The 13,837-nt window shown below is 70.3% G+C and carries 11 protein-coding genes and 2 pseudogenes; 10 read left to right on the top strand and 3 right to left on the bottom strand.

Annotated elements, in window-relative coordinates:
* Nucleotides 1-111: 111 nt before the first annotated feature.
* Both BJF85_RS09565 and BJF85_RS09560 read right to left on the bottom strand, forming a co-directional pair.
* Nucleotides 112-912 (bottom strand): amino acid permease, encoded by an 801-nt coding sequence (locus BJF85_RS09565; protein WP_075846664.1) that lies wholly within the window; start codon nt 910-912, stop codon nt 112-114.
* Entirely contained in the window at nt 894-1,358 is a 465-nt protein-coding gene (locus tag BJF85_RS09560) for an amino acid permease (protein WP_075846663.1), read from the bottom strand. The genes BJF85_RS09565 and BJF85_RS09560 overlap by 19 nt, the downstream gene beginning before the upstream one ends.
* Before the next feature lie 25 nt (nt 1,359-1,383).
* Here BJF85_RS09560 and BJF85_RS09555 point away from each other — a divergent pair, with 25 nt between their 5' ends.
* Nucleotides 1,384-1,863: a MarR family winged helix-turn-helix transcriptional regulator gene (locus BJF85_RS09555; protein ID WP_083666159.1), complete on the top strand. Its 480-nt coding sequence runs from the start codon at nt 1,384-1,386 to the stop codon at nt 1,861-1,863.
* 21 nt (nt 1,864-1,884) lie between these two features.
* Here the strand turns inward: BJF85_RS09555 and BJF85_RS09550 are convergent, their stop codons facing one another.
* The gene (locus BJF85_RS09550; RefSeq protein ID WP_075846662.1) at nt 1,885-2,421 is read right to left on the bottom strand and encodes a PH domain-containing protein; all 537 of its coding nucleotides are present in this window, start codon (nt 2,419-2,421) and stop codon (nt 1,885-1,887) included.
* 625 nt (nt 2,422-3,046) lie between these two features.
* Here BJF85_RS09550 and BJF85_RS09545 point away from each other — a divergent pair.
* The 9 genes and pseudogenes from BJF85_RS09545 to BJF85_RS09515 form a co-directional block, all read left to right on the top strand.
* Nucleotides 3,047-4,786, top strand: a pseudogene (locus tag BJF85_RS09545) (acetolactate synthase large subunit); the annotation flags it as partial.
* Nucleotides 4,787-4,920: 134 nt separating this feature from the next.
* Entirely contained in the window at nt 4,921-5,427 is a 507-nt protein-coding gene (gene ilvN / locus BJF85_RS09540; protein ID WP_075846661.1) for an acetolactate synthase small subunit, read from the top strand.
* An 84-nt stretch (nt 5,428-5,511) separates the two neighbouring features.
* Nucleotides 5,512-6,524: pseudogene (gene ilvC, locus BJF85_RS09535) on the top strand (ketol-acid reductoisomerase).
* Between the two features lie 117 nt (nt 6,525-6,641).
* On the top strand, nt 6,642-6,944 hold the full coding sequence (locus BJF85_RS09530; protein ID WP_083666173.1) for a DUF397 domain-containing protein: 303 nt from the start codon (nt 6,642-6,644) through the stop codon (nt 6,942-6,944).
* 320 nt (nt 6,945-7,264) lie between these two features.
* Nucleotides 7,265-8,860 (top strand): phosphoglycerate dehydrogenase, encoded by a 1,596-nt coding sequence (gene serA / locus BJF85_RS09525; protein ID WP_075846660.1) that lies wholly within the window; start codon nt 7,265-7,267, stop codon nt 8,858-8,860.
* Nucleotides 8,861-9,041: 181 nt separating this feature from the next.
* On the top strand, nt 9,042-9,542 hold the full coding sequence (locus BJF85_RS29890; protein WP_255375509.1) for a hypothetical protein: 501 nt from the start codon (nt 9,042-9,044) through the stop codon (nt 9,540-9,542).
* Entirely contained in the window at nt 9,485-10,957 is a 1,473-nt protein-coding gene (locus BJF85_RS31320) for a S8 family serine peptidase (RefSeq protein WP_369822132.1), read from the top strand. The genes BJF85_RS29890 and BJF85_RS31320 overlap by 58 nt, the downstream gene beginning before the upstream one ends.
* On the top strand, nt 10,870-12,351 hold the full coding sequence (locus BJF85_RS31315; RefSeq protein ID WP_369822131.1) for a S8 family serine peptidase: 1,482 nt from the start codon (nt 10,870-10,872) through the stop codon (nt 12,349-12,351). The genes BJF85_RS31320 and BJF85_RS31315 overlap by 88 nt, the downstream gene beginning before the upstream one ends.
* A 166-nt stretch (nt 12,352-12,517) precedes the next feature.
* On the top strand, nt 12,518-13,561 hold the full coding sequence (locus tag BJF85_RS09515) for a 3-isopropylmalate dehydrogenase (protein ID WP_075846659.1): 1,044 nt from the start codon (nt 12,518-12,520) through the stop codon (nt 13,559-13,561).
* Nucleotides 13,562-13,837 lie beyond the last annotated feature (276 nt).

The following is a 13,837-nucleotide window of genomic DNA, read 5'->3' as shown; positions in this document are numbered from 1 at the left end:
GCGGCATTGCGGCCATGGGTGGTGGTGCGGGAACGCAGAACAGGCATGGCCTCAGGTTACGCCCGCGTTCCACCGCCTGGACGGGAGGTCGTGCGACATGCGGTGATCGGCTCAACGCGTACCCGCAATGTGGGAAACGCCGTTCGCACGCCGGTGTCGCCATGCGCACCAGGCGAGGCAGCACACGGCCACGCAGGCGCCGTACAGACTGCGGCCGCCGGACTGAACGAGTGCCGCGGCCATGACGACGAGCAGCGCCGCGTTCGAGACCGTGCGCACGGTCAGCCCGTACAACCGCACGTAGCCGACGATGCACACCGCATAGATCAGGACGAACACCGCGCTGCTGGCGGCCAGCGCATCCACCGTCAGGCCGTGGTTCGTCAACAGGACGGCGAACGTCACGGAGAACAGCGCGCCCATCGTCACCACCGGAGCGGGGGTTCGGCGGGGAAGAGTGCCGTCGGCCGCCGCGAGTCGCAGCAATGTGGTCAGTCCGCGGACCCAGGCGACGGCATTGATGAGCATCGCCGACACGGCCACGACGGCGACGACCGCGCGCACCGGCGGGGATTCGGCGATCTGCAACAGGCCGGCGACCGGGTCGACACCACTGCGGGCGACGCTGAGGGCGACGGTCACGGTCAGTGCGACGGCGAACGTGCCGTACAGCCCCAGCGCCGCCACACTCACGGGCAGGAAATCCCGGTGGGGTGCGCGCAGTTCGCGGGCCAGGAACGTCAGGTTCTCGAAGCCGACGAAGGCCCAGAACGCCAGCAGCACGCCGGGCAGCAGGACGGCCGTGGCCTCCGCGCCGGGGATCAGGTCCAGTGGTTCGGGCCGAGACCGGTTGCCGAGTGTGCCGAGTAGAACGAGCGCGAGGCCGGTGAGCGTCAGCGCGGCACTGCCCACGAGCTGGGTCCATTGTTTGGCGCTCGCGCGACAACACTGATCAGCAGGGCGGTGCCGAGCAGCGCCACCGCGACGACTCCGGTCGCACCGGGGATGCCGAGTCCGCGTTCGACGTAGCGGCCGGCCACGATGCAGCCCGTCGGCAGGCCGACGACAACGACGAACAGGAACATCAGGGGCACGGCCCGGCCGACCGGGTCGCCGAGGCCGCGCGTGACCAGAGCCTGCAGTGCGTCCCCGTTCGGGGACAGCCGCACCGTGTCACGGAACATCACGAGCATCGGCACGCACAGCACACCGGCGACGAGCCAGACGAGCAGGCTGCTGGGGCCGGCTTCGGCGTAGACCGCCGACGGCAGGCTGAGGATGCCCGAGCCGGCGATCGAGCCGAACGCGAGCGGAATCGCGGCGGCCCTGCCCAGCCCGCGGCGTCGGGTGTCGGTCATACGACGAGTCGACTAGAATGACAACATGTTGTCAAGTGGGAACGCGTCGCCGGCCGGTCGATCCGATTCCGCGGCGGCCAAGGCGGCGGCCTATCGCGCGTTGATCGCGGACGTGTACGAGCTGGCGGCGGTGAGTCGGCGGATCAGTGAGGCGGACGCGGCGGCGCGCGACGTGACCGTCGCGCAATGGCACGTGCTCAGCGTGCTGTCCGGTGGTTCGGCAACGGTGCCGGACATCGCGTCCCGGCTCGGGCTCACCCGGCAGGCCGTCCAGCGTGTGGCGGGCGAACTCGTGACGGCCGGGCTGGCCGAGCGGCGCGACAATCCGCAGCACGCACGCTCATCGCTGTATCGGGCGACCGGCGCGGGGCTGGGCAGGCTCGAGCAGTTGATCGCCGATACGGACGCATCGCGGGCGGGTGCCGTGTCGGCCCTGTCGCTCGAGGAGCTCAACGCGGCCCGCAACACGCTCCGCGGCGTGCTGGCTGGGCTCGCCGGCGAATGATCCGAAGGAGAGTGCCTGAGATCAGGCCGGGCTCGTCGGCCGCGCGACGTCCTTGGCCTCGGAGTCGCTGTCGGAGTCGGTGCCGCCGTCGGTGCTCAGGGCGCCCGACGGGTCCGGCACGCGGCCGTTCGACAGCAGCGACAGCACTGGCACATGGTGCAACCGCGCGTGGGGGAGCGACACGGTCTCCTCGCCGGAGGCGCCCGTGACGACCGCCCGGATGCGCGCCTTCTTCGTGACCGCCAGGCTCGACAGCTCGTCCCACGGGATGTGCCGCGACGAGGTCAGCGTGTAGGCCCACATGCCCTCGGGCGTGACCACCGTGCGGACGCGGACCACCCACACCGTCAGCGCGACCGGCAGCAGGTACAGCGCCTGCATGCCCGGCGCCGTGAACGCCAGCGGCGTGATGCAGAACAGCAGCAGGGGGAGCGTGATGAGCGAGGCCAGCGGGATGCGGAACACGGCCCGCCGCTGCTTGCGCACGACCGGCTCGTCCTGCTCGTCTCGCCGGTCGGTCACCGGCTGTTCCTGGGTCTGGCCCGATTCGTCTGCCACACCACGATGGTGCCACCGAACGGCTCCGATCCGGCATTCCGGGCCGGTCCGACGTGCCCGGGACCACGAGCCGGCCGGATCGGGAGCACGGCGCGCGGCGGCCGGACGGTCGCACCGGGTGTCCGCCGAGTGGGCCAACATTCCAGTATCCGGAATCACCATCCCGCAGAGTTGACACTCGTCCACGCGGCCGACTACCGTCACCGGCGTGACACCGCAGAAGATTCTCGTACTTCCCAAGCGCGTTGATGTCGAGGACAACGCTTAGGAAGTCCTCTTCTGCATCGACGCGCGACCCTCGTACGGCCACCCCGGTCGGCGGGGGTTTTTTGATGTCATGGACCGGAAGCGACCGACGCCAGGGCATCGACGAGCGCACCACCGACATCAGCACCACGACACACGCCCAGCAGCACCGACAGCACGGACACAGCCGAAGAATCCAGCAGTACCGCACTCAGGACACGAGGCAGAATCCATGACAAGCGCGACGTCGCGATCGGAATCCGGCTCCGCCGGTGACACCGGCGCCTCCCAGGCGTCCCCGAAGCCCGCCCCGCCGAACGGACCCGTTCCGAGCGGCGCCCGTCCGAAGCCTGCCCCACCCGCAGGAACGCCCGTCCGGGTGACCGGTGCGCAGTCGCTCGTACGCGCGCTCGAAGCCGTCGGGTCGGAGGTCGTCTTCGGCATTCCCGGCGGCACGATTCTGCCGGCCTACGACCCGCTGCTCGACTCGACGAAGGTGCGCCACGTCCTCGTCCGGCACGAACAGGGCGCCGGGCATGCCGCCACCGGTTACGCGCAGGCGACCGGCAAGGTCGGCGTGTGCATGGCGACGTCGGGTCCCGGTGCGACCAATCTGGTGACGCCGCTGGCCGACGCCAACATGGACTCGGTGCCCGTCGTCGCGATCACCGGGCAGCAGACCCGGCCGCTGATCGGCACGGACGCGTTCCAGGAAGCCGACATCTGCGGCATCACGATGCCGATCACCAAGCACAACTTCCTGGTCACCGACCCGGCCGACATCCCGCGGGTCATCGCCGAGGCGTTCCACCTGGCGAGCACGGGCCGTCCCGGCCCGGTGCTGGTCGACATCCCGAAGGACGTGCTGCAGGAGCAGACCTCGTTCTCGTGGCCGCCCGAGATGCACCTGCCCGGCTACCGGCCGACGCTGCGCCCGCACGGCAAGCAGGTGCGGGAGGCGGCACGGCTCATCACGCAGTCGCGCAGGCCGGTGCTGTACGTCGGCGGCGGTGTGCTCAAGGCAGAGGCCTCGGAGGAGCTGCGTGAGCTGGCCGAGCTCACCGGCATCCCGGTGGCCACGACGCTGATGGCGCGTGGGGTGTTCCCGGACTCGCACGACCACCACGTCGGCATGCCGGGCATGCACGGCACCGTCTCGGCCGTCGCGGCGCTGCAGCGTTCGGACCTGCTGATCGCACTCGGCGCGCGGTTCGACGACCGCGTGACGGGCCGGCTCGACTCGTTCGCCCCCGAGGCGACGGTCGTGCACGCCGACATCGACCCGGCCGAGATCTCCAAGAACCGCAAGGCCGACGTGCCGATCGTCGGCGACTGCAAGGAGATCATCCGCGAGCTGATCGACGCGGTGAAGGCCGAGCACGACCGCGGCGACAAGGCCGACCTGGACGCGTGGTGGACGCAGATCAACGCGTGGCGCGACACGTTCCCGGCCGGCTACGAGTGGCCCGAGGACGGCACGCTCTCGCCGCAGTACGTCATCGAGCGCATCGGCGAGCTGGTCGGCCCGGACGCCTACTACACGGCGGGCGTCGGCCAGCACCAGATGTGGGCGGCGCAGTTCATCAAGTACGACAACCCGCGCACGTGGATCAACTCCGGCGGGCTCGGCACGATGGGCTTCGCGGTGCCCGCGGCGATGGGCGCGCAGTTCGGTCAGCCGGACAAGCAGGTGTGGGCCATCGACGGCGACGGCTGCTTCCAGATGACCAACCAGGAACTCGCGACGTGCGCCATCGAGGACGCGCCGATCAAGGTCGCCGTGATCAACAACGGCAACCTGGGCATGGTGCGCCAGTGGCAGAACCTCTTCTACGCCGAGCGCTACTCCAACACCGACCTCGGCACGCACAAGCACCGCATCCCGGACTTCGCGCTGCTCGCCGAGTCGCTGGGCTGCGCCGGACTGCGGTGTGAGACCAAGGACGAGGTCGACGAGGTCATCAAGCAGGCGATGGCGATCAACGACCGCCCCGTCGTGATCGACTTCGTCGTCGGCAAGGATGCCCAGGTGTGGCCGATGGTCGGACCGGGCGCCAGCAACGACGAGGTCATGGCCGCCAGGGGCATCCGTCCGCTGTTCGACGACGACGGGGTCAACGACAGTCCGGCCGAGGGTGGCATCGTCCCGGACCGGGCCGTCACCGACAAGGCCGGCGGCAGCGCGGCCGACAGTGACGGCGACACCGACGGCGACACCGCCGCCGCACACGCGCGAGGGGAGCAGAACGAGTCATGAGCATGCACACGCTGAGCGTCCTGGTGGAGAACGTCCCCGGCGTGCTCGCCCGCGTCTCCGGTCTGTTCTCCCGGCGCGGCTTCAACATCGAGTCCCTCGCGGTCGGGCCCACGGAGAACCCCGAGGTGTCCCGGATGACGATCGTCGTCGCCGTCGAGGAACAACCGCTCGAACAGGTGACCAAGCAGCTCAACAAGCTCGTCAACGTCATCAAGATCGTGGAGCTCGACCCCGCCAGCTCGGTGCAGCGCGACCTGCTGCTCGTGAAGGTGCGGGCCGACGCCACCGTGCGCAGTCAGGTCCTCGAGACCGCGGAGATGTTCCGGGCGAAGGTCGTCGACGTCTCGCCCGAGGCGCTCACCATCGAGGCCACCGGCCCGCACGACAAGCTGAACGCGCTGATGCGCATGCTGGAACCGTACGGCGTGCGCGAGCTCGTGAAGTCCGGCATGGTCGCACTCGGCCGGGGTGCCCGGTCGATCACGGCCAGCCAGGCCCGCTAGGACACGCAGACCGGTGCGGCGCGTGCAGGCGGCGTGGGCCGCATTCGAACCAGACACAGTGATGGAAAGGAAGTACTGACCCTCATGTCAGTCGAAATCTTCTACGACGACGACGCCGATCTGAGCATCATCCAGGGCCGCAAGGTCGCCGTCATCGGGTACGGCAGCCAGGGCCACGCGCACGCGCTGAGCCTGCGCGACTCGGGCGTCGACGTCCGGATCGGCCTGGCCGAGGGGTCGAAGTCGCGGGCCAAGGCCGAGGAGGAGGGCCTCCAGGTCGGCACGGTGGCCGAGGTGTCGGCGTGGGCCGACCTCATCATGATCCTCGCGCCCGACACGAGCCAGCGCGCGATCTACACCGAGTCGATCGAGCCGAACCTGTCCGCGGGCGACGCGCTCTTCTTCGGGCACGGCTTCAACATCCGCTACGACCTCATCAAGCCGCCGGCCAATGTGGACGTCGCGATGGTCGCCCCGAAGGGCCCCGGCCACCTCGTGCGCCGCCAGTTCGTCGACGGCAAGGGCGTGCCGGCCCTGATCGCGGTCGAGCAGGACCCGACCGGTGGCGGCCAGGCTCTCGCGCTGTCCTACGCCGCGGCGATCGGCGGCGCGCGCGCCGGCGTCATCAAGACGACGTTCACCGAGGAGACCGAGACCGACCTGTTCGGTGAGCAGTCGGTGCTGTGCGGCGGCGCGTCGGCGCTGGTGCAGACCGGCTTCGAGGTGCTGACCGAGGCCGGTTACGCCCCGGAGATCGCCTACTTCGAGGTGCTGCACGAGCTCAAGCTGATCGTCGACCTCATGTACGAGGGCGGCATCGCGCGGATGCGCTACTCGATCTCCGACACCGCCGAGTACGGCGACCTCACCCGCGGTCCGCGCGTGATCACGCCCGAGGTGAAGGAGAACATGAAGGCCGTGCTGGCCGAGATCCAGGACGCACGTTCGCCCGCGAATGGGTCGGCGAGGACGAGGCGGGTCGCCCGAACTTCGCCAAGCTGCGCGAGAGCGGCGAGACGCACCCGATCGAGGAGACCGGCAAGAAGCTCCGCGGCCTCATGTCGTGGGTGGACCGCCCGATCACCGAGACGGCCTGATCATCCGGAGGGACTAACCCTCAGCGGGGCCACGCAGGCCCACTTTCCAGGGACGAACCCCCAGGACGTGTGAGAACGTCTTGGGGGTTCGTGCTGCTCACGGCTACCGTGCCCGAAATGACGCGGGGATCTGACAGCACCGGGCCCGACGGCGCCGGTCCGGGGGACAGCAGCACTCAGGGGGACAAGGCGGGGTTGGCCGCGGCGCTGGACCTGGAGTCGGCGCCGTGGTCGCGGGTTCGGCCTGCCGGCGGGAACCTCGAGTACGCGTTCGTGCCGCACACCGACGGCGTGACCTACGTGGCGCTGCGGTACGCCGATCCGGAGGGCGCCGAGCCTGTCCTGGTGTTCACCCCGTCCGAGTGGGACGCGTTCCTGGCCGGCGTCCGGGACGGGGAGTTCGACCGGCCCCCGGATTGATCCCCGGCAGGGCGCGCCGCGCGTGTCCGGCCGGCCCGTCGCGGAAGTGACCGGACGAACGTAACGCCGATTCCACCTCGTCTGAACTGCGGAAACGCCGACGGGATTCGGCTCGATCGCGCCGAATCGACACTCAAGCATTGCGCCGGCGTTAACCCCGGCGGATAGACTCCGCCTGCTGAGGCCACAAGGACGTGACCTCGAACACGCCGGCCCACTCTGAGCAGTTGCATCTGGCCAGGCGCATACGAACTCCTGGGCAGTTGCTGCCGGAGCAGGGCGGGGTGTCTTCCAGTGAGTCGAGCTACGAAAGGCGCATCGTGACCACTTCCACCAAGCCCGTCGTCCTCCTCGCCGAAAAGCTCGCTCCCTCCGCGGTGAGCGTCTTCGGGGACGAGGTCGAGATCCGGCACGTGGACGGAACGGACCGGCCCGCACTGCTCGAGGCGGTGAAGACCGCCGACGCGCTGCTCGTCCGGTCCGCGACGCAGGTCGACGCAGAGGTACTCGCGGCAACCGGCTCGCTGAAGGTCGTGGCGCGTGCCGGCGTGGGCCTCGACAACGTCGACGTGCCCGCCGCCACCGAGCGCGGCGTGCTCGTCGTGAACGCGCCGACCTCCAACATCGTCTCCGCCGCCGAGCACGCGATCGCGCTGCTGCTGTCGGTGCTGCGCCGCGTGCCGGCCGCCGACCAGAGCCTGCAGGGCGGGGAGTGGAAGCGCAGCTCCTACACGGGCGTCGAGCTGAACGGCAAGACCGTCGGCGTGGTCGGCTTCGGCAAGATCGGCCAGCTCGTGGCGCAGCGTCTCGCCGCGTTCGACACGAAGCTCCTGGCCTACGACCCGTACGCCTCGGCCGCGCGCGCCAAGCAGTTCGGCGTGGAGCTCGTCAGCCTCGACGACCTGCTCGCGCAGGCCGACATCATCACGGTGCACCTGCCGAAGACGCCCGAGACCAAGGGCATCATCGACGCGGCCGCGCTGTCGAAGACGAAGAAGGGCGTCATCGTCGTCAACGCCGCGCGCGGTGGTCTGCTCGACGAGGCGGCCCTGGCCAAGGCCGTGTCCGACGGCCACGTCTCGGGTGCGGGCGTCGACGTGTTCGAGTCCGAGCCGACCACGGAGAGCCCGCTGTTCGGCCTGCCCAACGTCGTGGTGACCCCGCACCTGGGTGCCTCGACCGCCGAGGCGCAGGACCGCGCGGGCACCGACGTCGCCCGCTCGACGCTGCTGGCGCTGCGCGGCGAGTTCGTCCCGGACGCCGTCAACGTCGCGGGTGGAGCGGTCACCGACGAGGTGCGTCCGTACCTGCCGCTGGCTCAGAAGCTGGGCACGGTGCTGTCGGCGTTCAGCGCCAAGGCGCCGCAGTCGGTGTCGGTCGTCGCCTCGGGTGAGCTCTCCGGCGAGGACGTCAGCGTCCTGCAGCTGGCCGCGCTGCGCGGGGTGTTCTCCGGCGTGGTCGAGTCGCAGGTGACCTTCGTGAACGCGCCGCGGCTGGCCGAGGAGCTGGGCGTGCAGGTGTCGGTGACCACCGAGCCGGAGAGCCCGAACTACCGCAGCCAGCTGTCGGTCCGCGCCGTGCAGGACGACGGCACCGCGCACACCGTCTCGGGTTCGGTCACCGGCAAGGACGAGGTGCAGAAGCTGATCGAGATCGACGGCCGGCACTTCGACATCCGCGCCGAGGGCACGATGCTGCTGATGGAGTACCCCGACAAGCCCGGGATCATGGGTCGCGTCGGCACCGTGCTCGGCGAGGCGGGCATCAACATCGACGCCGCGCAGATCAGCCAGACCACGAACCGGTCCGACTCGGTCATGCTGCTGCGCGTGGACCGGTCCGTCGACGAGGCGCTGCTCGACCCGATCGGCGCCGCCGTGTCCGCGCGGAAGATCCGCTCGATCACCTTCGACTGATGCCGTGTCCCTTCCCGGCGCCGGTCGGCGTCGACCGTTCCGGTGTCGGGAAGGTCCGAACCATTACGTTCGGGTAAAGCGATACGGAAGATACTGTCCGTTTTTGCCCCCGATGGGGTTAGCTGGCTGACCAACGCGATAAGCGCACTGTCAACCTCGGCAACCCATCGGGGGCACATTCATGAGACGTTGGCGAATCCGCCTGGCGGCCGTCGGCTCGGCGACCGTGCTCACCGCGAGCCTCGCGGTGGGCACCGTGGCCGCACAGGGCTCCTCGCTCGAACCCGTGCCGCCGGCATCCGGCGACGAGATCGACGCGCCCGCCGGCGGGGTGTCCCCGCGGCTGGCCGAGGCGCGCGGTGAGATCTCCGCCTTCGTGGAGGTGGCCGAGGAGGCGGCGATCGACGCCTTCAACGCCGAACGGGCCAACGGCGAGCGCGCGGCCGCCAACGCCGGACAGCGCGCCCGCGGCGCCGCCCTCGAGGCCGTCGAGACCGTCGTCGGCGGACTCCGGACCCTCGATTCGGGCACGCGCCTGCTGGGCCGCACGGCCAACGCCATCCCCGGCGCCATCGTCAGCGCCGACGCGAGAACCTGCGTGAGCTCGCCGAACGGCCCGACGTCGTGTCCGTCAAGCCGATCGTGCCCAAGCACCACCACAACACCGGGGCGAACCAGCTGACGAAGGCCATCGACGTCTGGCAGCAGACCGGCACGTACGGCGAGGACGTCAAGATCGGCATCATCGACAGCGGCATCGACTACACGCATGCCGCGTTCGGTGGTCCGGGCACGACGGAGGCCTACGAATCGGTCGACCCGACCGTGGAGGCCCCGCCGGAGCTGTTCCCGTCGGAGAAGGTCGCCGGCGGCATCGACCTCGTCGGCGACGACTACGACGCCTCGGGCCAGAACGGTTCGCCGGTGCCCCAGCCGGATCCGAACCCGCTGCCCTGCATGGCGCACGGCACGCACGTCGCGGGCACGGCGGGCGGCTACGGCGTCGAGGCCGACGGTTCGACGTTCGACGGCGACTACTCCGAGCTGACCCCCGAGGCGATGGACGACATGCTCGTCGCGCCGGGCAGTGCCCCGAAGGCCGAGCTGTACGACATCAAGGTGTTCGGCTGCGAGGGCTCGACCGCGGTCACGGCCCAGGCGCTGGACTGGGCTCTCGACCCGAGCGGCGACGGCGACTTCTCCGACAAGCTCGACATCGTCAACCTGTCCCTGGGCAGCGACTACGGCGCCCCGGACGACCCGGACGCCGACTTCGTCCGCAAGCTCGTCGACAACGACGTGCTGCCGGTGATGTCGGCGGGCAACGGCGGCGACCTGTACGGCGTGGGCGGCAGCCCCGGCAACGCCCCCGAGGGGCTGGGCGTGGCCAGTATCCGCGACTCGTACGTGCTGCGCGACGCCGTCGAGGCGACCGCACCGTCCGATGTGGCCGGCGACGTGCCCGGCCAGTTCAGCCAGTCCTACACCGGTTACGACGAGCTCGACATCACCCGCACCGTCGTGCGGCCCGGCGAGGACAACGCCGACGGATGCGCGGAGTTCTCCGCCGAGGACGCCGCCGCGGCCGACGACGCGATCGTGTGGCTCGAATGGGACGACAACGACGAGACCCGCGCGTGCGGTTCCGTCGAACGCGCCGACCACGCCGAGGAGGCGGGCGCCGCAGGCGTGCTGTTCACCTCGGGCGAGGAGCACTTCGGCGCCGCCATCGCCGGTAACGCCGACGTCCCGGTGTTCCAGTTGACCGGCTCGGCGACCGAGCAGCTGCGCGCCGCGGCCGAGGCCGGCACGCTCGAGCTGCGGATGACCGGTGAGGGTCGCACGTCACTGCCCACAACGGACGAGTCCATCGAGGACACTCCGAGTTCGTTCACCTCGCGCGGCGTGCGCGGCCCGACGGTCAAGCCCGACCTGGCCTCGCCCGGCGACACGATCGCATCCGCCCTCATGGGCGGCGGCACCGCCCCGACCGTCATGTCGGGCACTCGATGGCCGCACCGCACGCGGCCGGCATCGCGGCGCTGGTGCGGGAGACCAAACCGGACTGGAGCGCCACCGAGGTCAAGAACGGGCTGATGAACACGGCGGTCCACGAGATCACCGCCGACGGCACCGTTGTCGGACCGCAGCGGGTCGGCACGGGACGGATCGACGCCGCGGCCGCGGTCGAGGGCGACGTGCTCGCCTACTCGCTGCGCGATCGGGACGCCGTGAGCCTGTCGTTCGGCGTGCTCGAGGTGGACAGTCCGACGGTGGAGACGAAGATCGTCCGCGTCGAGAACAAGGGTGACGAACCGGCGCGCTATTCCGTCGGCTACGACGCCTCCTCGACCGTGCCTGGCGTGTCCGTCGAACTGTCGAAGGACGCCGTGGACGTGCCTGCGGGCGGCACCGCGACGCTCACGGTGCGGCTGCGGGTCCAGGACCCGGAGGCCCTGCGCAAGACGATCGACCCGACGCTCGAGCGCGAGCAGCTCGACGTCGCCCGGCAGTTCGTCGCCGAGGAGGCCGGACGTCTGGTGTTCACGCCGCAGGGCGACGGCTCGCGCCTGCACCTGCCGGTGCACGCCGCGCCCAAGCCCGCGGCCGACCTGAAGCACTCGCGGTCGGTCACCCTCGCCGGCGGCGAGGGTGAGGTGACCTTCCGCGGCCGTGGTCTCGACCAGGGCGAGGGCGCCGAGGCGTACCGCTCGATGGTCAGCATCATGGAGCTGCACGCCGAATCGCGGCCGCTGCCGCCGTGCCGCGGCGAGGAGCCCAACGGAGAATGCGTGATCAACGGGACGGCCAAGGGCGGCGACCTGCAGTACGTCGGCGCCACGTCCGTCGGGGAGGGCGAGAACGCGTTCGTCGCGTTCGGACTGTCCACGTGGGGCACCTGGACCAACCTCGGCGGCAACACGATCCCGTACGTGCAGATCGACGTCGACGGCGACGGTGAGGCCGACTACGAGACCTACGTCGGCAACATGCCCTCGACGGATGTCCTGGTGGCGCAGACGGTCGACCTGTCGGACGAGTCGGTTGTGGACGTCCAGCCGATCAACGGCCAGTTCGGCGACGTCGACACGAACGCCTTCGACAGCGACGTCGCGGTGCTGCCCGTGTCGATGACCGCGCTGGGCATCGACCCGGACGCCGAGTCGCACGAGATCTCCTACACCGTCGGCACGTTCAGCAGCCGCTACGGCGACCCGGAGACCGGCGACATCGACCGGCTGGCCGAACCGGTGACCTTCGACGCGGCCGCGCCGGAGTACGCCGTGAGCGGACCGGACGGTGCGGCGCTGTCGTACGTGGCCGGCCCCGGCCAGAAGTTCACCGTGACCCGCAACGCCGGGTCGGCCTCGGCGGGCAGCGCCGAGGGACTGCTCGTGCTGGGGCACCACAACGAGTCCGGCGACCGTGCGTCCACCGTGCGGGTGCACGCGCCGGGCCACGGCGCCGGTCGGGCGGACACGGCCGGCTGACCCGGCCGAGAGTCCACCGGTCGGGGGACCGCGGACGTGTCCGAATACGACGTTGGGGTGGTCGTGGGTCGACAGTTTGTCGACGCCCGGTAACCTGCCGTCGCTGGCTTTGGATGCGAATGGGGTACCCGCGGTCGGTGGGGCCCGACCTGACGGAGGTGTGTGGATGCGGCTCGCTGTGATCCCCGGTGACGGGATCGGGCCCGAGGTGGTCTCCGAGGCACTGAAGGTGCTCGGGGAGGTCGTGCCGAACGCCGAGACGACCAGCTACGACCTCGGTGCGTCCCGCTGGCATTCGACCGGCGAACTGCTGCCGGAGTCGGTGCTCGGTGAACTGGCCGAGCACGACGCGATCCTGCTGGGCGCGGTCGGCGACCCGAGTGTGCCCAGCGGCATCCTCGAGCGCGGTCTGCTGCTGCGGCTGCGCTTCGAGCTCGACCACCACGTCAACCTGCGCCCGGGCCGGCTGTACCCGGGTGTGGCCGGTCCGCTGGGTGACCCCGGCGAGATCGACATGCTCGTGGTCCGGGAGGGCACCGAGGGCCCGTACGCGGGCAACGGCGGCCTCCTGCGCAAGGACACCGAGCACGAGATCGCCACCGAGGTCAGCCTCAACACGGCCTTCGGCATCCGGCGGGTCGTGGCCGACGCGTTCCGGCGCGCCAACGAGCGTCCCCGCAAGCACCTCACGCTCGTGCACAAGACCAACGTGCTGCTGCACTCCGGGTCGTTGTGGTCGCGGATCGTCGAGGAGGTCTCGCTCGAGTACCCCGAGGTGTCGGTCGCGTACTCGCACATCGACGCCGCGACGATCCACATGGTCACCGACCCGAGCCGGTTCGACGTGATCGTCACCGACAACCTGTTCGGCGACATCATCACCGACCTCGCGGCCGCCGTGACCGGTGGCATCGGACTCGCCGCCAGCGGCAACCTGGACATCTCCGGGCGCAACCCGAGCATGTTCGAGCCGGTGCACGGCAGTGCCCCGGACATCGCCGGGCAGAACGTGGCCGACCCGACCGCCACCGTGCTGTCGGTGTCGTTGCTGCTCGACCACCTCGGCGAGAAGGAGGCGGCGCGCCGGATCGAGGCGTCGGTGGCCTTCGACCTCGCGACGCGCGACCAGTCCTCGCCGGGCACGACGACCGCGATCGGCGACCGGCTCGCCGCACTCGTCTCGTCCAACACCGCGCGTCCCGCCATGTGACACACGCGAGAGAAGGCGCCCCGACCGCCGGTCGGGGCGCCTTTTTCGTACCTCGGGGCCGTCCGGAATGTGGACGCATTGCCCACTGGTTGGACGAGGCGGCGCCGGGTGTGGCATGATTCGGCCCATGCACACGTTTCGCGTGATCATTATTGGCAGGCGCGCCGGGTAAGTGCCCTTTCGAGCACCCGGCGCGCAGACCTCTCGCATCCTCAAGCGGGGGGTCTTTTTTGATGATCAACCGCGGCCGGTTCGCCGCCATCCGCGAAATCTCGA

Source organism: Saccharomonospora sp. CUA-673, assembly GCF_001942305.1.
GTDB lineage: Bacteria > Actinomycetota > Actinomycetes > Mycobacteriales > Pseudonocardiaceae > Prauserella.
This window is presented reverse-complemented; position numbering and strand designations above follow the sequence as displayed.